The 22,321-nt window shown below is 61.7% G+C and carries 21 protein-coding genes and 1 tRNA gene; 9 read left to right on the top strand and 13 right to left on the bottom strand.

The window, feature by feature from the left end; translation table 11 throughout:
* Positions 1–69: 69 nt before the first annotated feature.
* The gene (locus O3306_RS19815; RefSeq protein WP_272010553.1) at positions 70–801 is read right to left on the bottom strand and encodes an FkbM family methyltransferase; all 732 of its coding nucleotides are present in this window, start codon (positions 799–801) and stop codon (positions 70–72) included.
* Between the two features lie 267 nt (positions 802–1,068).
* Here O3306_RS19815 and O3306_RS19810 point away from each other — a divergent pair, with 267 nt between their 5' ends.
* Positions 1,069–1,269 carry a hypothetical protein gene (locus tag O3306_RS19810; RefSeq protein ID WP_272010552.1) on the top strand — a complete coding sequence of 67 codons (201 nt, stop codon included), beginning with the start codon at positions 1,069–1,071 and terminating at the stop codon, positions 1,267–1,269.
* A 28-nt stretch (positions 1,270–1,297) separates the two neighbouring features.
* On the opposite strand, the gene dddP is transcribed toward O3306_RS19810, so the two are convergent.
* The 4 genes from dddP to O3306_RS19790 form a co-directional block, all read right to left on the bottom strand.
* Positions 1,298–2,638 (bottom strand): dimethylsulfonioproprionate lyase DddP, encoded by a 1,341-nt coding sequence (gene dddP, locus O3306_RS19805; protein ID WP_272010550.1) that lies wholly within the window; start codon positions 2,636–2,638, stop codon positions 1,298–1,300.
* A gap of 267 nt (positions 2,639–2,905) precedes the next feature.
* A complete protein-coding gene (locus O3306_RS19800; RefSeq protein ID WP_272010548.1) occupies positions 2,906–3,709 on the bottom strand; it encodes a hypothetical protein in 804 nt (267 codons plus the stop codon).
* A 249-nt stretch (positions 3,710–3,958) separates the two neighbouring features.
* Positions 3,959–5,365: a type I glutamate--ammonia ligase gene (glnA, locus tag O3306_RS19795; RefSeq protein WP_272010546.1), complete on the bottom strand. Its 1,407-nt coding sequence runs from the start codon at positions 5,363–5,365 to the stop codon at positions 3,959–3,961.
* A 52-nt stretch (positions 5,366–5,417) separates the two neighbouring features.
* Positions 5,418–5,756 (bottom strand): P-II family nitrogen regulator, encoded by a 339-nt coding sequence (locus O3306_RS19790; RefSeq protein WP_272010544.1) that lies wholly within the window; start codon positions 5,754–5,756, stop codon positions 5,418–5,420.
* A gap of 172 nt (positions 5,757–5,928) precedes the next feature.
* Here O3306_RS19790 and O3306_RS19785 point away from each other — a divergent pair, with 172 nt between their 5' ends.
* On the top strand, positions 5,929–7,503 hold the full coding sequence (locus O3306_RS19785; protein WP_272010542.1) for an NAD(P)H-hydrate dehydratase: 1,575 nt from the start codon (positions 5,929–5,931) through the stop codon (positions 7,501–7,503).
* 31 nt (positions 7,504–7,534) lie between these two features.
* Here O3306_RS19785 and O3306_RS19780 read toward each other — a convergent pair whose 3' ends face one another.
* Positions 7,535–8,032, bottom strand: coding sequence for a Hint domain-containing protein (locus O3306_RS19780; RefSeq protein WP_272010540.1), 498 nt, complete (start codon positions 8,030–8,032; stop codon positions 7,535–7,537).
* A 174-nt stretch (positions 8,033–8,206) separates the two neighbouring features.
* Here O3306_RS19780 and O3306_RS19775 point away from each other — a divergent pair.
* Positions 8,207–8,291 (top strand) — tRNA-Leu (locus tag O3306_RS19775).
* Between the two features lie 236 nt (positions 8,292–8,527).
* Here O3306_RS19775 and O3306_RS19770 read toward each other — a convergent pair.
* Positions 8,528–9,544 (bottom strand): CFI-box-CTERM domain-containing protein, encoded by a 1,017-nt coding sequence (locus tag O3306_RS19770; protein WP_272010538.1) that lies wholly within the window; start codon positions 9,542–9,544, stop codon positions 8,528–8,530.
* 145 nt (positions 9,545–9,689) lie between these two features.
* Between O3306_RS19770 and O3306_RS19765 the strand changes: the two genes are divergently transcribed.
* Both O3306_RS19765 and O3306_RS19760 read left to right on the top strand, forming a co-directional pair.
* Positions 9,690–10,469: an ion channel gene (locus O3306_RS19765; protein ID WP_272010536.1), complete on the top strand. Its 780-nt coding sequence runs from the start codon at positions 9,690–9,692 to the stop codon at positions 10,467–10,469.
* 374 nt (positions 10,470–10,843) lie between these two features.
* Positions 10,844–11,329, top strand: coding sequence for a flavodoxin family protein (locus O3306_RS19760; protein ID WP_272010534.1), 486 nt, complete (start codon positions 10,844–10,846; stop codon positions 11,327–11,329).
* A 15-nt stretch (positions 11,330–11,344) separates the two neighbouring features.
* On the opposite strand, the gene O3306_RS19755 is transcribed toward O3306_RS19760, so the two are convergent.
* Positions 11,345–12,007 carry a GntR family transcriptional regulator gene (locus O3306_RS19755; protein WP_272010533.1) on the bottom strand — a complete coding sequence of 221 codons (663 nt, stop codon included), beginning with the start codon at positions 12,005–12,007 and terminating at the stop codon, positions 11,345–11,347.
* 70 nt (positions 12,008–12,077) lie between these two features.
* On the opposite strand from O3306_RS19755, the gene O3306_RS19750 reads away from it, so the two are divergent.
* Together O3306_RS19750 and tig are read left to right on the top strand one after the other, a co-directional pair.
* The gene (locus tag O3306_RS19750; RefSeq protein ID WP_272010531.1) at positions 12,078–13,229 is read left to right on the top strand and encodes a benzoate/H(+) symporter BenE family transporter; all 1,152 of its coding nucleotides are present in this window, start codon (positions 12,078–12,080) and stop codon (positions 13,227–13,229) included.
* A gap of 127 nt (positions 13,230–13,356) precedes the next feature.
* Positions 13,357–14,688: a trigger factor gene (gene tig / locus O3306_RS19745; protein WP_272010529.1), complete on the top strand. Its 1,332-nt coding sequence runs from the start codon at positions 13,357–13,359 to the stop codon at positions 14,686–14,688.
* Between the two features lie 222 nt (positions 14,689–14,910).
* Here tig and O3306_RS19740 read toward each other — a convergent pair whose 3' ends face one another.
* The 4 genes from O3306_RS19740 to O3306_RS19725 all read right to left on the bottom strand — a co-directional run bounded on the left by O3306_RS19740 (position 14,911) and on the right by O3306_RS19725 (position 19,191).
* Positions 14,911–15,393, bottom strand: a complete 483-nt coding sequence (locus O3306_RS19740) for a lytic transglycosylase domain-containing protein (RefSeq protein ID WP_272010527.1) — start codon at positions 15,391–15,393, stop codon at positions 14,911–14,913.
* A gap of 117 nt (positions 15,394–15,510) precedes the next feature.
* On the bottom strand, positions 15,511–17,229 hold the full coding sequence (metG, locus tag O3306_RS19735) for a methionine--tRNA ligase (protein ID WP_272010525.1): 1,719 nt from the start codon (positions 17,227–17,229) through the stop codon (positions 15,511–15,513).
* Positions 17,230–17,296: 67 nt separating this feature from the next.
* On the bottom strand, positions 17,297–18,535 hold the full coding sequence (locus O3306_RS19730; protein WP_272010523.1) for an MFS transporter: 1,239 nt from the start codon (positions 18,533–18,535) through the stop codon (positions 17,297–17,299).
* Positions 18,536–18,624: 89 nt separating this feature from the next.
* Entirely contained in the window at positions 18,625–19,191 is a 567-nt protein-coding gene (locus O3306_RS19725; protein WP_272010521.1) for a YceI family protein, read from the bottom strand.
* 196 nt (positions 19,192–19,387) lie between these two features.
* On the opposite strand from O3306_RS19725, the gene O3306_RS19720 reads away from it, so the two are divergent.
* On the top strand, positions 19,388–20,431 hold the full coding sequence (locus tag O3306_RS19720; RefSeq protein ID WP_272010519.1) for an aldo/keto reductase: 1,044 nt from the start codon (positions 19,388–19,390) through the stop codon (positions 20,429–20,431).
* On the opposite strand, the gene O3306_RS19715 is transcribed toward O3306_RS19720, so the two are convergent.
* Positions 20,425–21,297, bottom strand: coding sequence for a helix-turn-helix domain-containing protein (locus O3306_RS19715; RefSeq protein ID WP_272010517.1), 873 nt, complete (start codon positions 21,295–21,297; stop codon positions 20,425–20,427). The genes O3306_RS19720 and O3306_RS19715 overlap by 7 nt on opposite strands.
* Positions 21,298–21,413: 116 nt before the next feature.
* Here O3306_RS19715 and O3306_RS19710 point away from each other — a divergent pair, with 116 nt between their 5' ends.
* On the top strand, positions 21,414–22,301 hold the full coding sequence (locus O3306_RS19710) for a fatty acid desaturase (protein ID WP_272010515.1): 888 nt from the start codon (positions 21,414–21,416) through the stop codon (positions 22,299–22,301).
* Positions 22,302–22,321: the final 20 nt, after the last annotated feature.

Raw genomic sequence — 22,321 nt, 5'->3', positions numbered from 1 at the left:
CCACAAGTCCGGTTGCCAGACATGTGTCAGCGGCGTCACACGAAGGTGAGGTTTGGGCCGGGTTGGGGATCAGGCGTCTTGGTGCCGATACAGCCGGTCATCGCCCAGGTTGCCCAGCAGACTGTAGCCCAGATCGTGCAGCAGGGTTTCGGCGCTTGCGGTGCCTTCGTGGCCGCGAAACGCGTCTTCGCGCCATTCCAGGTAGATCAGTTTGGGGCGCACCTTGCCGATGCTGCGCAGCACCGACAGTTCGGCCCCTTCGATATCCATGTGCAGCAGGTCGATCCCGTCGATGCCTGCCTCGGCGCAGAATGTGTCAAAGCGTTTGCCGTCCACCTCTATCGGGTCTTCGGCCTGTTTCACGAAGGTGAACCGCTTTTGATACGCGTCGCTGTGCTGATAGAGCGAGCCCTGGGCATTGGTTTCGCCGTTGACCGTGGCGGTATACCATTCCACCGGTCCGTCCTGATCGCAGGCGGCGAAGTTGTAGATTTCCACATCCGAGGCTGCAAGAGCCGCGCGCACGATGTTGATCCGGTCGGGATCTGCCTCGACGGTGATCACGCGGGCGTTCGGAAAGGTCTGTTTCATCCGCCAGGCGTCGCCGCCGTCGAACGATCCCAGATCAACAATCACCTTCGGGTCGATCCCGGCCTCAGGCAGCCAGTTCAGATTGAAGCGTGAATGCTGCACCTCGTGCGGGGTGCCGTTCACGTCGATCCGGTACATCCGCTCGCGCAGGGCGGGGGATTTCAGGCCGTTCAGCCGCATTTTCAGGCGGGAGATGAGGCGGTTCAGCATGATGGAACTCCGAGGATCAGACCCCTATGCGGGTAGAGAAACATGGGCCGGAGATCAAGAGATGGCTTCGGCTTTGGCTATGACTGCGCCGTGCGGTTCACCGGGGGAAGGACGGGGAGCCAAGGGCGCGGCGGCGAGCGCGCTGGCTGCTTTTGTCACAAAACATCAAGGATTGTGATGTTTTGGCAAATTATAATTCATTTTGCGAATGTTCTGGGGCGCACTAGCTATTTCTTACAACTGCTATTGAACCCTGAGGAGGGCACCATGCTCCAGAATATCACGCTCTTTCCCCCGCTGCGGCGGAAGTCGTTGTCGGTCAGCGCAATCACCTTTCTGTTGGCCGGTTTGCTGGTCGGACTCCTGTTGTTGTCGCTGGCATCGCAACAGGCGGCAATTGACCCCGGCCAGCCCACGAACGCGGGCCTGCCGGACTGGCATGGCAACGTCATGCGCTCTGCGCAGTAGAAGAAAAGGGGGCTGGCTCGGGCTTGGGTCAGCCCCCCATCAATGCCGTGTCGAACGGGTATTTCGTCAGGTTTTCATACCCGTCCTCGGTGATCAGAACCTGATCTTCGAGCTTGATCGAGAAAGAACCGCCCTCTTCGCTGACGAGCGCCTCGACGCAGAGCGTCATTCCGGGCTCGAGCGGGTAGTCAAACGCGCCGGCCACGGCTTGATCGGGGTAGGCGACCAATGGCCACTCGTCGCACAGGCCGACGCCGTGCATCAGGCAGCCATATTTCTGTTTTTGGTACCTGGCGTCCAGCACATGGGTGTTTGCGGTCAGTTCGGGTATCATCACGCCGGGTTTCAGCATCTCCATGTTGGTCTGGATATGCTCGACGGCGTGCTGCATCGCATAGACCATGTCGGCAGGAGGCTTCTGATCGCCGATCCACCAACTGCGCGAGATGTCGACGCAGATACCGTAACTGCCGATCAAGTCGGTGTCGAAACTGACGATTTCGTTCATTCGGACGATGCGCGGGCCGCATTCCTGAAACCACGGGTTGGTGCGCGGGCCGGAGGAGAGCAGGCGGGTTTCGATCCATTCACCGCCGCGGCGGATGTTTTCGGTATGCAGAACGGCCCAGATGTCATCCTCGGACATGTTGCCCTGCGGAACGCCGGCACGGGCGGCGTCCTCCATTGCCTTGACCGCGATTTCGCAGGAATGCGACGCGCAACGCATTGCCAGTATTTCGTCCGGGCCTTTGACCGAGCGGGATTTTTCGGTAACTTCCTCGCCTTCCATGATCTCGAACCCTTGCGCCTCGAGCGCGCGCAATCCGTGCACCATTGGCTTGTCCACGGCGAGGCGCATGTTGCCCGGAGCGTGTTCGGTCATCAAAATGCGCACCTCGTTGGCGAACACGTCGGCGGCGATGTCGATCTTGTCACCCCGGTCGAAATAGAAGAGATCCGCGCCCGACCTTTGTTCGCGGACCAGCGGATTGAAAGCGCTGAGAAACGGCGAGTTCTTGTAATCCCAGATCAGCATGTAGCCATCCGCGCAAAGCAGGACCGCGCGGAACGGGTTGTGTGTGTTCCAAAGCTGCATGTTGGTGCTGTCGGTGGCGTAGCGGATGTTGAGCGGGTCGAACATCAGCAACCCGCCATAGCCACGATCCACGATGTGCCGGGTCAGGCGTTGCCACCGGTATTCGCGCATCGCCTGAAGGTCGGGCAACTGCAGACCCGCGGCCTGCCATTCCGCAAAGGCCAGTTGCGTCGGCCCGATTTCGATCCGGTCGGCGTCGTTGGGGGTGTTGTCGCCAAGACGGTCTCCGCGTGTCGGGTCGATCTTGCGCGTGTCGCGGTAGTGATTGTTCATTGCAGGCTCCGTCGCGTGTTTTCTCGCGAAGTCTGCTGTGGCGCGCCGGGACTGTCCGGTCTGATTGCGACATGGGCCCGTTTTTTTGAACTACCCGAGGCGACGCGGTGAGTTTTGCGAAAATATAGGCGCCGCAAGGGGTTCGCTGCACCGATCGTGCAAGTTTATGGGGCTGATCCGAGTGGATGTGGTCAAGCAACGACGCCAAGAGCCCCTGTTTCAAGGCTCTTGGTAAACAGCTGGGTCAGGGCACTCGCGATGCCGGATTCAGAGCGCGATGGACGAGATCAACTGGATGGTCTGGGCTGTGGCCCCGACGCTGTTGAGGCCGACAAACAGCCCCGTGAGCGCCGCCGTCTGTGCCGCCAGCCGGACGCTTTCGCCCTTGAACAATGTCAACAGGATCAATGTGGTGCCGACCGGCAGGGCGATCATCGACACTGTCAGTGCCATGGCCCAAGCGGTCAGCCGCTGCGGAATTTCCTCGACGATATCCGGGTCTGGCAATTCCCAATGAATCTGGGTCTGGGGGCCATGGTCCACGCCGTCCTCGCGCGGGGCCATCCCGAAGGTGTCGAGACGTGCGCTCAGGTGGTCGCAGGTATCCTCGATCCCGGGCAGGGTGCGGCGAGGCACAACGAGGTCGGTCATGTCGACCGGCTCTGGAGCGGCGGCCGATTCTGCGGGGGCAACCCGTTCGATTCGCGGGCGCTGCCCGGCCTCGACCGCTTCGCGGAAACCCGCAATCGGCAACCAGACCGCATGCCCGTCCCATTGCACCAGTTCCACGGGCAATGTGCAGATCAGCCGTGCCAGCATTGCGCCGGCCTTGCCCAATCCGGTTTCGGGGTTGATCGGATGTATGACCAGCCTCATGACAGGTGCCGTCGTCGATCCATCCGACTTCTTGCCGACGCCCTGGGTGATCCAGAGCACGTGCTGTGGCGTTACCAGACAGGCCGAGCGATCCGTCAGAACCCGACCCTGGCAAAAGCCCGGATCCAGATCTTCGGTATTGCACGAAATCTGATGAAGCATATCCGCGATCGAAACGGTATTTGCTTTCGGCATGATAAGCCACGCCGTTATGATTTCATTTTTATGCGTCATATGCCCGTGTTTCGATTTTTACCTCAATCGCACCATGCCGAAAAAAATTGTTTCCGTTAGGACCGAATCATGACGGGTTTCGGGCAAATGTTCGTCAGGCCATCTTCATAGGAAAGGGCGCCCGAAGACGGACGCCCTTTAAAACTTAGGCTTGAGGCAATTTCGCGAAACTCGCGTTTAACGTGTGTGGCGAAATTGTGGCAGAAATCCTCAGCAGCTGTAGTACATCATGAACTCGACCGGGTGCGGCGTGTGCTCGTAGGTTTGGACTTCCTCCATCTTGAGCGCAACGTAGCCGTCGATCTGGCTCTGGGTGAAGACATCACCTGCCAGAAGGTAGTCATGATCGGCCTTCAGTTCTTCCAGCGCTTCGCGCAGGCTGCCGCAGACGGTGGGGATGCCTTCCAGCTCTTCGGCGGGCAGGTCATAGAGGTTCTTGTCCATCGCTTCGCCGGGGTCGATCTTTGATTTGATGCCATCAAGACCGGCCATCAGCAGCGCTGCAAAGCACAGGTAGGGGTTGGCAGCCGGATCGGGGAAGCGGGCCTCGACGCGCTTGGCCTTGGGGCTCTCGGTCCACGGGATACGCACACAGCCCGAGCGGTTGCGCGCGGAATAGGCGCGCAGCACGGGGGCCTCGAAGCCGGGGATCAAACGCTTGTAGCTGTTGGTTCCGGGGTTGGTGAAGGCGTTGAGCGATTTGGCGTGCTTGAGGATGCCACCGATGAAATACAGCGCTTCCTGGCTGAGATCGGCATATTTGTCGCCCGCAAAGAGCGGCTTGCCGTCCTTCCAGATCGACATGTTCACATGCATGCCGCTGCCGTTGTCGCCATAGATCGGCTTGGGCATGAAGGTTGCGGTCTTGCCATAGGCCTGTGCCACGTTGTGGATGACGTATTTGTATTTCTGCAGTTCGTCGGCCTGCTTGGTCAGCGAGCCAAAGATCAGGCCCAACTCATGCTGGCAGCTGCCGACTTCGTGGTGGTGCTTGTCCACTTTCATGCCAAGGCGCTTCATCGTGCTCAGCATCTCGCTGCGGATGTCCTGCGCGTCGTCGGTCGGGTTTACCGGGAAATACCCGCCCTTGAGGCCAGGGCGGTGGCCCATGTTGCCCATTTCATACTCGGTATCGGTGTTCCAGGACCCATCCTGCGCATCGACCTCGTAGGAGACCTTGTTGATCGAGTTCGAGAACCGCACATCGTCAAACAGGAAGAATTCCGCCTCGGGGCCCATATAGGCCACATCGCCGATACCCGTGGATTTCAGATAGGATTCTGCTTTCTGGGCGGTGCCGCGCGGGTCGCGGTCATAAGCTTCGCCGGTATCGGGCTCGACCACCGTGCAATGCACGCACAGGGTTTTTTCGGCATAGAACGGATCGACATAGGCGCTCTCGGTGTCCAGCATCAGCTTCATGTCCGAGGCTTCGATGGATTTCCAGCCGGCAATGCTGGAGCCGTCGAACATGAAGCCTTCTTCGATGAAATCCTCATCGACCAGATCCGAAACAAGCGTCACGTGCTGCAGCTTGCCGCGCGGGTCGGTGAAACGGATATCGACATATTCGATCTGTTCATCTGCGATGGTCTTGAGCAGGTCTTGTGCGCTCATGTCTGTGTTCCTTTGGTTTTGTATTGTTCGAATGGATGATGCGGGGCAGGCGTTACAGTGCCTCGGAGCCGGTCTCACCGGTCCGGATGCGGATCGCCTGCTCGACCGGGCTGACAAAAATCTTGCCGTCGCCGATCTTGTCGGTCTTGGCCGCGTTCACGATGGCCTCGATGGCGGCATCGACCTGATCATCGTCGAGAACCACGTCGATTTTCACCTTGGGAAGGAAATCCACGACATATTCCGCGCCGCGATACAGCTCGGTATGGCCTTTCTGGCGGCCAAACCCCTTGACCTCGAGCACGCTCAGGCCCTGAATGCCGGCCTCCTGCAGCGCCTCTTTCACTTCGTCCAGTTTGAACGGTTTGATGATTGCTTCGATCTTTTTCATCACTTGGCCCCTTCGCCCTTGCGTCGCGCCCGTCAGAGCACTTCTCTTGATGAGGCTCAATCGGGTAGGCTGTGCAGGGCGGTGCTGCGCGGGTGATGTATTCCGTTATGCCTAAAAAATAGGCAGAGTGCTGGCCGAATGGGCAAATTTGAATCGCTGACATGAGGAAACCATGACCGAACTGTTAACCGCAGCGCAGATGCGGGCCATTGAGCAGGCCGCGATCAACTCGGGTTCCGTGAGCGGGCTGGAGCTGATGGAACGGGCCGGGCGCGGCGTCGTCGAGGCGGTTTTCGAGGAGTGGCCCGAACTGGCCGCGACGTCGTATCGGGCGCTTGTGCTGTGCGGGCCGGGCAACAATGGCGGCGACGGCTTTGTTGTTGCGCGGTTGTTGAAGGAATGGGGTTGGGAGGTGGAACTCTTTCTTTACGGAGAGGTCGAGAAATTGCCGTCGGATGCCAGGGCGAACCATGAGCGGTGGTGCGCATTGGGGCGCTGCCAGACGTGGGACGACTCCCTGATTGAAGATCTGCTGGCGCGCCGGTCCGCGGACCTGGTGGTGGACGCGCTTTTCGGCACCGGGCTAACGCGCCCGATGCCCAAGGATACCGAGAAAGCCCGGCGCGGGTTCGTTTCCGCGATGTCCGATGACGTTTCTGCAACTCGTCCGAAATTCGTGGCGATCGATGCGCCCAGTGGGTTGTGTACGGATTCAGGTGCGAATTTCGGGACGTTTCCCGCAGATCTGACCGTCACGTTTCATCGTGCGAAACTGGGGCATTTCCTTTTGCATCAGGGGCACGAGGGGGGCGGCCCCGGGCTGAGCGGAAAAATTCGCGTCAAGGATATCGGCCTTGGCGGACAGCCTGAGGGGGACGCGGTGCGCCTGCTGTCAGGCGCGCCGAACATCCGGCCCAAAGGGGCCATCGCGCATAAATACGCGCACGGTCACGCGCTGATCCTGTCGGGTGGTTCTGGCAAGACGGGCGCGGCGCGGCTGGCAGCCAGAGGCGCGCTCAGAATCGGGGCAGGGTTGGTGACGCTGGGCGTGCCGCCCGCCGCGCAGTTGGAGGTGGCGGGGCAGATCACGGCGCTGATGCTGACGCGGGTGGCGGACAAGGACGGGCTGGCCGAAGCGTTGCAGGATCAGCGGATCAATGCGCTCTGCCTTGGTCCGGGAATGGGGGTAGAGCGTGCCCGGGACGCGCTGGATGTGATCCTCGGCTCTGCCGGGCCGGAAGTGCGACCAACGGTGCTGGATGCCGATGCGCTGACGGCGTTGGCGGGGGATGCTGCGCTCTTTGGCCGGCTTCACGGCCGTTGCGTGCTGACCCCGCATGGCGGTGAGTTTGCACGCCTTTTTCCGGATATCGCGAAGAAGCTCGGGGAGGCGCCGACGCGCGGCCCTGCCTATTCTAAGGTTGATGCGACCCGGGATGCGGCACGCCGTGCTGGCTGTACTGTCCTGTTCAAGGGGCCGGACACGGTGATCGCTGCGCCGGATGGGCGATGCAGCATCAACTCGGCGCATTTCGAGCGCGCGGCACCCTGGCTGGCCACCGCCGGGTCAGGCGATGTGTTGGCCGGATTCATTACCGGGTTGCTTGCCCGCGGGGTGATGCCGATGCAGGCGGCAGAGACGGGCGCCTGGCTGCATGTCGAATGCGCACGCAGCTTTGGCCCCGGCCTGATTGCCGAGGATATTCCCGAAGAATTGCCAAAGGTGTTCCGCGCGCTCGGCCTTTGATGCCGCGCTTTCGCGCCCTGCGGGCGGCCTGTCAGGCGACTTGGGACCGTGCCTCGGGGCTGGCCTGCGCGGCGAGTTCCAGACCGTCCGCATAGATCACATGCGGGGCATCGAACCACAGCTGATACAGGGTCAGCGTTCGCAGCCCGTCATGGGTGATGAATTCGCCATCCACCAGCGCGCGCGCGGGCGCCATCGCCTGCGCCTTGCCAAAGAGCGCCATTGCGCGCCAGTCGCGGATCAGCAGTTTCTGGTCGGCGGGCAGAACCACATCGCGGTCAGGGCGGGTGTCGCCCAGCGAACCGGCAAGCACACGCACGGTGTGGGTCGTCAGGCGGCACTTGCGGATGTCATCCACCGTGGCCAGACCGCAATCGCGGGTGATGATCCGATCCCCCGGCGCGATGTCCTCGACCAGCGTTTCGCCAGCTTGCGTCAAAAGGATGCTGCCGGGGCCGACCCCGGCGCATATGGAAGGCGCCCGTGCGGGATATGTCCCGCCGCTGCGCCCGACCGTTTTCGGTTTCATGGCGACCTGCTATTTTTTTAGTCTGCTCGTTATTGAGGCCGATGATATGTCAAGTTTCGGTAAATGTCCTGCCTTTTTCATCACCGCGCCGGGGCAATGGGTTTTTTGCTCGCATCCCGGCGCGGGCTTTGCTAGGAGACACGTCAGGTTGCGGCCCATGGGGCCGCGCCGAACGCGGGTGTGGCGGAATTGGTAGACGCACCAGATTTAGGTTCTGGCGCCGCAAGGCGTGGGGGTTCAAGTCCCTTCACCCGCACCACTAAAACACATTAAAGTGTTGTTTTTATAGGAAAAAAGTGAGCCGAAGTCGCGGCCCACCAGCTGGCCTACCAGGGCACGCCTTGCTAGGCGTCAGCCGCCTCGATCAGTGTCACGGGAGCGCTTCGATTTTTACTGACCCAACCTGTTCAGGTCGGGTGCGGCGCCTTGAAGTGTGATTGAAGGCTTCAGCATTGTTCATGCAATGTGGCGTTCGGACGACATGGAATTACCAGATCAGGCAATCCCGTAGCGAAGCTGTAGCCGTCGAACCATCCGCCGGTAGAGCCGATGCGTCAGACCGTTCAGGCCCAAACGGATCAACACCACGCAGGGCAGGATAGTCCCCCAATAGATCCCGCGCAGGACACGCCCCCCGGCCGCATCTGCGTTGATCGCGCGACAAATCTGTGGCCCGAGGCGATAGTATTCGCCGATCTCGCGTGCGCCCTCGGTCGAGGCGGCCAGATAGCCATCGCGAAACCGGCGAAGGGTCGATAGTTCCAGCCCATTGTCCGGGCGCCCGTAGTGCCCGCAACAGGCCGTGGTCAGAAAGCATCCTTCCTCTTGATAACAATCCGCACCCTCGGATTGCTGGGAAAGACGCGCGCCCATCTGGTCGGAGGCACGGCTTGCGGCCAAGAGATCATCAACACTGATGTCGCTATGCCAAATCTGAACCATGGCGCCGTCGTGTTCGATGTAATAATTCAGGTCGACCGCATTTTCGCGCTCAAGCGCATCAAACAAAGCGAAAATGTCATTCAAATCGCGACCAAGATCAATCGACGGCGAAACATAGCCGGTATAATTAAATTCCAGGCTTCCATATCGGGTCCAGAGGAAATCGCTGTTTCTTCCGCGAAGATCGACCCGTACTCGCGCTTCGTAATTGCCCGACTCGGACTGTTTCGCGCGGGCCGTGAATTCTTCCTTGATGCTCTGGATATACTCGAATTCATCAATGCCTGAGGCCCAAATCGACATGCCGCCTACAGGGGCTTCAGAGCTGCGTTGAAGTATGTTGATCTGAAGGCCGCTGGTTGTGTCACGCAGCCTTTGGCTCCACACCTCAACGGGGACGCCACCGTAGTCGAGCTCCTGTACCCGTGTGAAAGTGGCCGCCCAGATGCCGAAATTCTGTTCGACTGTGCAGGCGTCATCGAACGCATAAGATGGCGCCGCAAGTGTTCCCATCGTCATCGCAGCCGCGCCGCCCATCATGCTCCGGCGATTCATAAGGGGTCCAGTCATCTCTCGCTCCTTTTTCGGACGGCACAGATGTGTAAAAAAGTGATCTGCGAAGGCAAGGAAAAATTCGCGCGCCCCGGGCTTGCCCGATGGCAAGCTGTGGTTTCGGCAGATGGTACCGGGCAGAAACCTATGGCATGTTACGTAAATGGAAGAACTGCACCGAACGATCAGGTTGCTCTACACGGGTCAGAGCCAGCGTGCCCGTCGGTTTCGCTATGGGTTGATCGTTTTCGATGCGCTGACGGTCGTCTATTTCATTGCAACGGCTGCGCTGCCCACGACACCGGTGACGACAGCGCTGAACACCGGGCTGGGACTGCTCATCGCTCTGGACCTCGCGGCCCGGTTCTGGATCTCTGACAACCCGCGCCGTGAGCTGATGCGCATCTACACCATTGCTGATCTGATTGTCGTGCTGACCCTGCTACTGGCGCCGCTTGTCACCGCGAACTTCGCCTTCCTCCGCGTGCTGCGGGGCCTGAGGCTGATCCACGCCTATCAGCTGCTGCGTGACCTTCGGCGCGAGAGCCTGTTCTTCCGTCGCCACGAGGACGCGATCCTCGCGGTGGTCAATCTCTTTGTCTTCATCTTCGTCACCGCGTCATTCGTCTTCGTGCTGGCCTTTGATGAAGAGGCGGGCATCCCCGGCTATGTTGATGCGCTCTACTTCACGGTGGCGACGCTCACGACGACTGGCTTTGGCGACATCACCATGACGACAACCGGGGGAAAGCTGCTGTCGGTTTTCATCATGGTCGTGGGCGTCGCGCTTTTCGTCCAATTGGCGCGCGCCATCTTTCAGCCCTCGAAAATCAGGCACAAATGCCCGAAATGCGGCCTGAACCGGCACGACACGGATGCGGTTCACTGCAAGCATTGTGGCGAACCGTTGATGATCGAGACGGAAGGCGACACTGGGACATGAAGCTGTCGCAGTCTACGGTTTACCGTCCGTCATTGCAGTTGAGTGGACTGTAAGGCGAGGGGGGACGCCCGGCCATGTTATCCCAGCGCGCGAGCTTCTCGGTGATCTTTACTATGAGCTGGGTCGCATCGACTCCGCCGCTGAATCTTATCGCGAAACGCTTGTTCTTTCGCCAAACCGCGCTCGAAGTCTCGCTGCTTTGAAGTGATCCGCGAGGAGCGCGCGCCACGGTGTGATTGATCTCTCCTCCACACGGGTGCGGTGCGCTCCGACCGCGCCAAGGCCGCAGAACGGCCTATGACATTCCGGGATATCTTTGGCGGCTCTGTTCGGGCCATCTGGCCCTGCATCATGGCAGCGGGTAACATAGGGGCATGACCAAGCTGCTGATTGTTTACCACTCCCGGACCGGCGGCAGTCGGCAGATGGCCGAGGCCGCTGCCGGGGCGGCGCGCGCTGAGGCGGAAGCCGTACTGAAACGCGCGGAGGATGCGGGGCCGGACGACCTGCTGAATGCCTGCGGCTATATCTTCTGCGCGCCCGAAAACCTTGCGGCGATGTCGGGGGTGATGAAGGATTTCTTTGACCGCTGCTATTACCCTGTGCTGGGCCGGATCGAGGCGCGGCCCTATGCGCAGATGATCTGTGCGGGATCGGACGGCGAGAATGCCGTGCGTCAGATCGCGCGGATCGCCCAGGGGTGGCGATTGCGGCAGGTGCAGGAGCCGCTCATTGTCTGCACCCATGCCCAGACGCCCGAGGAAATACTGGCCGAGAAGACAATCCCCAAGGCGGAACTGGAGAAGTGCCGCGATCTGGGCATGGCGCTGGCGGCCGGGTTGAGCATGGGCGTGTTCTGAGGCGAGCGACAGGTTTCAATCCGCGACCTGAGACGTATCGGCCAAGGCGGCTGCAAGGGTTCGTACAGCGGTGTCGATATGCGCGCTCAACAGGCTGATAGCGCGATCCGCGTCGCGAGCCCGGCAGGCGCGCAGGATCGCGTGATGTTCGCTATGCGAGGCCCCGGCATAATCCAGTTTTTCCACCGCACGCCGCAAGTAACGCTCGGACAGCAAGCCGAGCGCGTCGATATGCCCGATCAGGCGCGGGCGCCCGGCAGGCAGGTAAAGCTGACGGTGAAAGGCGGCGTTGAGTTCTGCGAATGCGGCAGGGGGTGCGGCCTCCATCCGGGTCTGGATGGCCTCTGCCGCAGCGATCTGTGCATCGCTGAGATGGGGCATCGAGCGGCTGAGCGCCAAGGTTTCGGCGGCGACGCGCATTTCGCCCAACTCGATCAGATCGGCAATGCGCAGGCGCGTGACCCGCGCGGTCTTGTTCGGCTCGATCTGCACCAACCCATCATGTTCCAGAAGACGCAGGGCCTCGCGCACCGGCAGGCGGCTGACGGAGAATCGCGCGGCGATCTCTTGTTGTCCCAATGCCGTGTCGGGGGGCAGGACGCCAGACAGGATGTCGGCACGCAGGGCGGCGGCGATCTCGGCGGCCTGTTCGCCGCGTATCGGGAAGGGAGGACGCATACCGGGCTTTCTTTGGTGTTGCCGAATAGTGTATCCAAAAAATAGGATTGGATACAAGTTGAGAATCGCCATGCGTATTTCCATCATCATTTCCGCTCTTGTCGCGGTGCTTGTGGGGTTCGGCGGCTCGGTCGCGATCGTCCTGTCGGCGGCGGACGCGCTGGGCGCGAGCGAGGGGCAGAAGGCCACGTGGATCACCGTCCTGTGCCTGTCGATGATGGTCACGACCGGATATCTAAGCCTGCGCCACCGGCTGCCCATCGTCACCGCATGGTCCACCTCGGGGGCGGCATTGCTGGCCGGGGTCAGCGGCACATCGCTGGAGGTGGCGGCGGGGGCGTTCCTGCTGGCCGCGCTGATGCTGATCGCTACCGGGCTGGTGCCGATGCTGGAGCGGGCGGTGTCTCGGATCCCCGGCGCGGTGGCCTCGGCGATGCTGGCCGGGGTGCTCTTTGCCTTTGTCGCCGATGCATTTCGCGTGGTGCCGGGAGCAGAGGCGCTGGTGCTGCCGCTTCTGGCGCTGTTCTTCGTGGTGCGATTGTTCTCGCCGATCTGGGCGGTGCTGGCCGTGCTGGCGGCGGGCGTGCCGCTGGCTATGGTGCTGGGGCTGGCGCAGCCGCTCTGGCAGGGCGGGTTGCCACCAATGGAAATCATCGTGCCAAAGTTCGAGGCGGGGGCGGTGCTGGGCATCGCCGTGCCGCTCTACCTCGTAACGATGGCCTCGCAGAACCTGCCGGGCTTTGCCGTGCTGCGAGCCGAGGGGTACCCGGTGCCGGGCCGCTCGATCCTGCTGGTCACGGGGGCGGCCTCTGCCATCTCGGCGTTTTGGGGCGCGCATTCCAGCAACCTGGCCGCCATCACCGCGTCGATCTGCACCGGGCCTGACGCGCATCCCGATCCGGCGAAACGCTGGTTGACCGGGCCGGTCTACGCGGCGGGCTATGCCGTGATCGCGCTGATAGCGATGCCTCTGGTCCTGCTCTTTGCCAGTTTCCCGCCTGCCTTGATCGCGGTTGTGGCGGGCGTGGCGCTGCTGGGACCGTTCATCGCTTCGTTGGGCGCTGCATTGGCGGAAGGCGCGCACCGGGCCCCTGCGGCAGTCACCTTTGTCGTGACCGCATCCGGCCTCAGCCTGATGGGTATCGGTGCTGCGTTCTGGGGGTTGGCGGCGGGGCTGGTGCTGGTGGTGATCGAAAGTGTCCAGCGTCCTGCGCCCCGGTGAGCGCCGTTATACAGGCCACGATGCGCAAAGACTCTGCTTGCGCCTGCACCCGGCCACCCATAGAAAGCCCCTGATTTTGACCGCTGCGGACGCCTCCGCGGCCCAATGCAATGGATGAGGACGAACAATGCAGGTCACCGAGACCCAGAACGAGGGGCTGAAACGCGCCTACACGATGTTGCTGACAGCCCAGGAGCTGGACGCGAAAGTCATCGAAAAGCTGAAAGAAGCGCAGCCCGAAGTCGAGATGAAGGGCTTTCGCAAGGGCAAGGTTCCGCTGGCGCTGATGCGCAAGAACTTTGGCCAGCGCGTGATGGGCGAGGCCATGCAAGAGGCCGTCGACAGCGCGATGAAGGCACATTTCGAGGCCAGTGGTGACCGCCCCGCGGGCGAGCCGTCGGTCAAGATGACCAACGAGGACTGGAAAGAGGGCGACGACGTCCAGGTGGAAATGTCCTACGAGGCGCTGCCCGAGATCCCCGAGCTGGACATGAAATCGGTCAAGCTGGAGCGGCTGAAGGTTATCCCCGACGACGCAGCGGTGGACGAGGCGCTGGCCAACCTGGCGGAAAGCGCTCAGGAATTCGAAGATCGCAAGAAAGGCTCCAAGGCCAAGGACGGCGATCAGGTCACGATGGATTTCGTGGGCCGCGTCGACGGCGAAGCGTTCGAGGGCGGTTCGGCTGAGGATTATCCGCTGGTGCTGGGATCGAACAGCTTTATCCCCGGCTTCGAGGAGCAGCTGGTCGGCGTGAAGGTTGACGAGGAAAAAGACGCGACCGTCAAATTCCCCGACGATTATCAGGCCGCGCATCTGGCTGGCAAAGAGGCCGTGTTCAGCTGCACGATCAAGGCCGTGAAGGCCCCCAAGGCTGCCGAGATCAACGACGAATTGGCGCAGAAATTCGGCGCCGAGGATCTTGAAGCTCTCAAGGGTCAGATCCGCGAGCGGCTGGAGGCGGAATACGCCGGTGCTGCACGTGCCGTGATGAAGCGCGCGCTGCTCGACCAGCTGGACGAAATGGTCGATTTCGATCTGCCGCCGTCGATGGTCGACTCCGAGGCGAACCAGATCGCGCACCAGCTGTGGCATGACGAAAACCCTGACGTGCAGGGCCACGATCACCCCGAGATCGAGCCTACCGAAGAGCACATCAAGCTGGCAAAGCGGCGCGTCCGGCTGGGCCTGTTGCTGGCCGAACTTGGCCAGCGCGCCGAGGTGCAGGTGACGGATGCCGAGATGACGCAGGCGATCATGGAGCAGGCCCGTCAGTATCCGGGCCAGGAACGCCAGTTCTTTGAGTACGTCCAGCAGAACCCGCAGATGCAACAGCAGATGCGCGCACCGCTCTTTGAAGAGAAGGTTGTCGATTACGTGGTCGAACTGTCCACCGTGACCGAGAAAGAGGTCTCGAAGGACGAGTTGCAAAAGGCCATCGAGGCGCTTGACGACGAGTGATCGCAGCGGCGTGAGCCCTGTGGAAAACGGAAACGGGAGGCTTGATGCCTCCCGTTTTTTTGTTTGCTACGCCAATGTAGCTCAATGTGAGTAAGTCCGCGATATGCGGAATATCTGCATTTTCCGGCGGGTATTATGTGGGCGAAACGGCCCCCGTAGTTGAGAGGGCCGCATCAAAGCGTATCGTCTTAAGCCTGAGCCATCAGTCAAAGGCGAAACGCTCTAGCGGCAATGTCGCGCGATTTCGCGTTCCAGCAGGCCGGTCTCTACCAGTTGGCAGCGGTCACGCGCCTCGTAGTAGTAGCCGCGTGCGTACCACATCACGGCCTCGTCCATGTCACCGTCCGACACCAGCCATGCGCCGCGCAGGTATTTCACCGCCCACCGCAGATTGGTTTCCGCATCCAGCAGGTCCTTTGGCTGGCCTTGAAATCCCATGCCGCGCGCCGTGGCGGGCAGGATCTGCATCATGCCGTAATAGGGGCCGTTGCGCGCCTTGGGGCGGTAGTCGCTCTCGCGCTGGATGACCTTGTGCACCAGCGGGCGGGGGACTTCGTAGTGATCGGCATACTGGTTGACCAGTTGGCGGATCTGCGGCGTCTCGCCCGGGTAGAGGTCGAGGCGGGTCGTGGTCTCGGGCTCATTTATCGCGCCGCAGGCGGCGAGGAGCAGAAGGCAGGCGGGGATGCAGAGGCGTGCGAACATTTGCGGTCACGTGTCCCGTGATGGTTGATCGCCGCACAAAGGCCGCAGAACCGCGTCAAGATCAAGCACCCTGAACCGGGCTTGGCGGCTTTCCGCCAGCGCAGGTCGCGCGCCCGGTCAGTCGCGGGTGCCGGAAAACCGCGTTTGCCAATCCTCGCGCTGCTCGTCCGTGATCTTGGCAAAGAGCACTTCGGGCACGGTAAAGGCATGGCCGGGTGGCAGGGCTTGCAATGCGGCGGGGACATCATCGGGCCAACTGTCGTCATCCGTCTGCATGCCGGCCAGCATCGCGGCGGCAGCGTCGGGGATGAAGGGCGCGCTGAGCACCGCGTAGACCCGGATCAGGTTGAGCGCGAGGCGGATCTGCGCGGCGGCGCGGTCCGGGTCGGTCTTGAAGGTGGTCCAGGGGGCGACGGTTTGCAGATACTCGTTGCCCGCAACCCAGATGGCACGCAGCTCTGCGGCGGATTTGCGGACCTCCATCGCCTCCATATGAGCCTCGTAGGCGCGGATGCGGGTGGTCAGTGTCTCGATCAGCGCGGCTTCGTCCGGCCCCGGCGTGCCGTTCTCGGGCACGCTCTCGCCGAATTTTGCGCGGCAGAACTTGGTCACGCGGGACACGAAATTGCCCAGCACGTCTGCCAGGTCCTTGTTCGCGGATGTCTGGAAGTTCTCCCAGGTGAATTCGCTGTCGCTGCTTTCGGGCGCGTGGCTGAGCAGCCACCAGCGCCAGTAATCGGCTGGCAGGATCTCCAGCGCCTGATCCATGAATACACCGCGCCCCTGGCTGGTGCTGAACTGGCCGCCATCGTAGTTGAGGTAGTTGAATGACTTGATGTAATCCACCAGCTTCCACGGCTCGCCGGACCCGAGGATCGTCGCGGGAAAGCTGAGGGTATGGAAGGGTACGTTATCCTTGCCCATGAACTGGGTGTAACGCACGTCATCCGCGCCCATGTCGGTGCGCCACCAGCGTTGCCAGTCGGCGTCGGTCAGGCCGTGGGCCTGTGCCCATTCACCGGCGCAGGCGATGTATTCGATGGGCGCATCGAACCAGACATAAAAGACCTTGCCCTCCATGCCGGGCCAGTCTTCGGTGCCCTTGCGCACCGGGATGCCCCAGTCCAGATCGCGAGTGATGCCGCGATCGCGCAGGCCTTCACCATCGTTGAGCCATTTGCGCGCGATCGACGTGGTCAGAATCGGCCAGTCTGACTTGCTGTCGATCCAGTCATTGAGCTGGCCGCGCATGCCGGACTGCTTGAGGTAGAGATGCTTGGTTTCGCGCACTTCCAGATCGGTAGAGCCGGAGATGGCGCTGCGCGGTTCGATCAGGTCGGTCGGATCCAGTTGCTTGGTGCAGTTCTCGCACTGGTCGCCGCGGGCCTTGTCATAGCCGCAGTTGGGGCAGGTGCCCTCGATATAGCGGTCGGGCAGGAACCGGCCATCGGTATTGGAATAGACCTGCTTTTCGCTGACTTCGGCGATCAGCCCGTTCTCGGCCAGCTTGCCGGCGAAATGCTGGGTCAGAGCGTGGTTCTGCGGGCTGGAGGAGCGCCCGAAATGATCAAAGCTGAGCCGGAAACCGCGTGCGATTTCGGCCTGAACGGCGTGCATCTCGGCGCAATAGTCGGCGACCGGCTTGCCCGCCTTGGCGGCGGCCAGTTCGGCGGGGGTGCCGTGTTCGTCGGTGGCGCAGAGGAACATCACCTCGTGACCGCGCTGGCGCTGGTAGCGCGCATAGAGGTCTGCGGGCAGCTGACTGCCGATGAGGTTGCCGAGATGTTTGATCCCGTTGATGTAGGGGATCGCCGATGTGATCAGATGTCGTGCCATTTTGTGCCTGTTCCTGCGTCGCGCCGCCATCCTTTAACGCAGCTTGCTCAAGGGTGCCAGAGCGCGGTTAGTCAGAGTCCGGTGAGTCATGGTCGCGGCTTTGCTTTGTAAGGCGCCCAATGATGAAAGATGTGCGCGGCGACCAGACATAGCGGGTGCGATAACCGCGGGTGGGGCGTGCGCGCATCCGGGTGAGGCCAAAGAGGATGAGGGCGGCGTGTCCTACGGCGATCATCACGAACATGGCGGACGGGCCGAAATCTTCGATCAGTTTGGACGCTGCCAGTGGTGCCGCGATGGCCCCTATTGCGTAGAAGAACATCAGCGCTGCCGACAGTTCCACCCGTTCGTCGTTCTTGGCAAAATCATTGGCATGGGCCGCAGAGACCGAATAGATCGGAAACGAGGTGAGGCCAAAGAAGAATGCGGCCCACATGACGCCGTTCCGCCCCAGATCGGGAAGAAGCGCGGTCGCGATGCAGCAGATGATTGCCGCGCCCGACAGGCCGATCAGCACATGGCGCCGGTCGAACTTGTCCGCCAGCCAGCCCGCAGGATACTGCGCCAGCGCTCCGCCCAACACGAATGCCGCGAGGAACCAGGCGATCTGGTCGACCGCCAGCCCGACCTGCTGGCCATAAAGCGGGCCGACCATGCGAAAGGTCGAACTGGAGAGGGCAGCGACCACGACGCCGAAGGCCGCCAGCGGAGAACACGCGATGGCGAGGCTGGGGCGCAGGCGCGGTGCGGTGGGGGTTTCGGGCTGCCGCGCCTTGGTCAGCGTCATCGGCAGCAGCGCGGCACAGCAAATCAAAGCGAGGATGTTGTAGGAAACATACGAGGCAGGCTCCAGCACCGAGATCATCATCTGCGCCACAAGTGACGCCCCCATATCCGCCACGCGGTAGATGCCCATCGTGCGGCCGCGGCTCTCGTTCGTGACCTTGGACTGTAGCCAGGCCTCGATCACCGTGTAGCAACCGGCCACGCAGATGCCGGTTGCTACACGCATCAGAGCCCAGGCGTAGGGGTCTATGACCAGCATATGCGCCATCAGCCCGATCGTGCCCGCCGCCGTCAGTGCGGCGAAGGCACGGCTGTGCCCGACGCTGCCCATCAGCCGCGGCGCCCACCAGCACCCTATGAAGAATCCCAAAAAATGCGCCGAGCCGAGAAGGCCGATCTGTGCCGTGGTGAAATCAAGCGCGAGGCCGCTCAGGGCATCGAGCGGTCCGACACCACCTGACGAGAGCTGCATGAAGATCACGGATAAAAAGAGGGCGGCGAAGGAAATAATTGTGCGCATAATTTCGCACATTGTCACGAAGCGCGGCGGGCGCGCCATGTGTATTCGACATCAGGGGGTCGTTTTCAAACTTTTCCCTCTGTCGAGCCTTACCTTTCGATCTGTACGATGATCCGCAGATCAATCTGGTCGCCGACAAACCCCGAAAACCCGCCCGCGCCAAAGGCCGCGCGGCTGACCGTGCCGGTCAACATCACGGTCAGCTTGTCCCGGCTGCCCTCGGGCGTGCCGCGCTGACGGTAGAGCCCTGCCTCCAGAGTCACCGGCAGCGTCACGTCACGGATCGTCAGATCGCCCGAAATTCGCGCCCCGGCCAGATCGCCCACGATCCGGGTCGAGCGGAACCGGATATTGGGAAAGCGCGCGGTATCGAGCACTTCGGGCCCTTTCATCGTCTGAGTGAGAAAGAAGGCGCCCATTCGCGCCCCAGCCGCATCGAGGGTCACATCAACCTTGCTGGCCGGTACGTTGTCCAGATCGATCAACATCTTCGCTGCCTTGACGGGCATGACGCCTGATTGCCGGGACCCCTCCGCGACGATGGTAAAGCGGACTTCGCTGCGGTCGATGTCGAGCCGATAGGGCTGCGGGGCGGCGAAGGCCGCCTGCACGGTGAGTGTCAACGCAAGTACGGTGGCCGCTATGCGAGCGAACATGAGGGATCCTTTGTTTGGGGCTAGACGACAGTATGGGGCATGGAGCGTGAAAGTAACAGGAAACATTGCCGATGCGCCGCGCCGCCGGTGAACGGCGGGTACGATGCCAGTGGCGACGTTTGCGGGTGACGCGCGGCGCAAATCCGTTAAGTTGCGCCCCGAACCGAGATTGAACGCACATTTGCAGGAGCGCGAAATGAAGATGAATCCGCTGGGCCGCACCGGCCTGCTGGTGAGCGAGCTGTGCCTGGGCTCGATGACCTGGGGCACCCAGAATACCGAAAGCGAAGGCCACGCGCAGATTGATCGCGCATTGGAACGCGGCGTGAACTTCATCGACACCGCCGAGATGTATCCGGTCAACCCGCTCAGTGCGGAAACGCAGGGCCGCACCGAAGAGGTGATTGGCAACTGGTTCGCCAAGTCGGGGCGGCGCGGTGATGTGATCCTGGCCACCAAGGTTTCGGGTGCGGGCTACAAGAACGTGCGCGATGGCGCGCCGATTTCGCCCGCGACCGTGCGGCAGGCTGTCGAGGGGTCGCTGCGCCGGTTGCAGACGGATTACATCGACCTCTACCAGCTGCACTGGCCCAATCGCGGCAGCTACATGTTTCGTCAGAACTGGCTGTACGATCCGTCGCAGCAGAACCGCACCGAGACGCTGGCGCATATGGAAGAGACGCTGGATGCGCTGTCCCGCGAGGTCGAGCGCGGCACCATTCGCCATATTGGCCTCTCGAATGAGAGCGCCTGGGGTACGGCTCAATGGCTGCGGATCGCCGAGGCGCAAGGCGGACCGCGCGTGGCGTCGATCCAGAACGAATATTCCCTTCTGTGCCGCTTCTTTGACACCGATCTGGCCGAACTCAGCGCCCATGAGGATGTCGGGCTGCTGGCCTACTCGCCGCTGGCCGCCGGGCTGTTGACCGGGAAATATCAGGGCGGCGCAGTGCCTGACGGCTCGCGGATGTCGCTGGTCAGCGATCTGGGTGGGCGCAAGACCGACCGGGCCTTTGTGGCCGTGGACGCTTATCTGGCGATTGCGCAGCGTCACGGGATCGATCCGGTGCATCTGGCGCTACGGTTCTGCCTTTCGCGGCCCTTCATGGCCTCGGCCATTTTCGGGGCGACGGACATGGTGCAACTGGACCGCGCACTGGGGGCCAGTGAGGCCGTGCTCAGCGATGACGTGCTGCACGAGATCGACACGGCACATCGGGCCAATCCGATGCCTTACTGATCCGCCTGGTCCATTTTGGCTATGATACCGCGCAGGTGGCCGGGCATGTCGCGGGCGGTGATGGCAGCCTCGCGCACGAGGTGGTCGAAATGTTCGGTGATGGCGCGGACACGTTCGGTATCGCGGAACGCCATGTAGTTGCGCCCGATATAGAGCACCGCAAGCAGCGGGCCGAAGATCGTGATCGGCGCGGAATAGACCCGGCGCGCATCATAGAGGTAAAGCCGCAGGCTCGGGTAAAGCTGCTCTGTCATCTCGATCAGACGGCTCATCTGGGCGCGCCGGATTTCGTAGGGCAAATCGCGATAATACCCCTCACCCTGCGCGCAACTTTGAAGCTCGTGGATCGGCAGGGCGATTTCATAGTCTGACTGCGCGCTGCGCATCCAGGTCAGGCGATCCTGCGACGCGCCGATGACCTGATCGGTACTGCGGCCCAGATGGGGGGTGTATTCCCATTCCAGCATGGCGCGGGTTTTCAGCATATCGGGCAAGCCGGCGGGCACGTGGCGGATCTTGTAGCCTGCAGCCTCCTTGTGCCACTGAAAGATCTGCTCATCCACCAGCGCGCGGGGGGCCTCGGTCAGGGATAGCGAGTTGGCCAAGATATCGGCGGCGGTTTCGGGCCGGTCGGTGAGGCCCAGCAGCCAGTCCGCAGAGATACCCAGCACCCGCGCGCATTCGCCGACCACCTGTGCATTTGGCAGGCGCGGGCTGTCGCCCGACAGAAGCTGCGAGATTGTCGAGCGGTCGACCCCGACGGCACGGGCCAGCGCGCTCTGGTTCATGCGGGTGCGCTGCATCGCTTCGGTCAGACGCCCGCGAAAGAGCAGGGATCGGATGCGTTTATCAGTTTTTTCCAACATAAGTTTAATATAATCACAGTTGCGGAAGAATGTTAACTAGATACGGAATGCCCTCCTGTCAGTTTCTGACGTAACGCTTTTGTGAGCAGTCAGTGGAAACCGGAACAGGAGGACGTATGGAACGACCCGTGGAATGGCCAACGCTGATCATGCTGGCGCTGGTCTATCTGCTCTGGGCGCTGGGGGTTACGTGGATCGCCGCGCTCTGGCTGCCGCTGGGGATGGTGGTTGTGACGCTGTGCATCGCGCAGCATTCTTCGTTGACGCATGAGGTGTTGCACGGTCATCCGTTCCGCAATCAACGCCTGAACGAGGCGCTGGTGTTTCCCTGCCTCGGGCTGCTGGTGCCTTACCTGCGGTTCCGGGATCTGCATCTGGAGCATCACCGCGATTCACTGCTGACCGATCCCTATGACGACCCGGAAACAAACTACATGGACCCCAAGGTCTGGCACCGGTTGCCGCGCTGGATACGCGCGGTGCTGATGTTCAACAACACGCTGCTGGGGCGGGTGGTCGTTGGCCCGCTGGTTGGACAGATCATGTTCATGCGCGCCGACTGGCGGGCGATCCGATCCTGCGATGCGGCGGCGCTGCGCGGCTGGCTGTGGCACATTCCGGCGGTGGCGCTGGTTCTGTGGGTTCTGAGCTACGGCGTGATGCCGATTTGGTCTTACCTGATCTGCACCTATGTCGCCTTTTCGATCCTGAAAATCCGCACGTTTCTGGAACATCGCGCCCATGAACGTTGCAGCGGGCGGACGGTGGTGATCGAGGATCGCGGGCCGCTGGCGCTGATCTTTCTCAACAATAACTATCACGTGGTGCATCACATGCACCCCAAGGAGCCGTGGTACCGGCTGCCCGGTCTCTATGCGCGCAACCGGGCGCATTACCTGAATCGCAACGACAATTACGTCTATCTCAGCTACGCTCAGATTATCCGACGCTATTTCCTGCGCGCGAAGGATCCTGTGCCGCATCCGCTCTGGCCTAAGCCCTAGTTTAGGTGCATGTGGGGCGG

This window comes from Roseovarius sp. ZX-A-9 (assembly GCF_028369135.1).
In the GTDB taxonomy this organism is placed as follows: Bacteria; Pseudomonadota; Alphaproteobacteria; order Rhodobacterales; family Rhodobacteraceae; genus Roseovarius.
The sequence above is the reverse complement of the archived record's forward strand: the minus strand, read 5'-3'. Positions and strand labels throughout refer to the sequence as shown.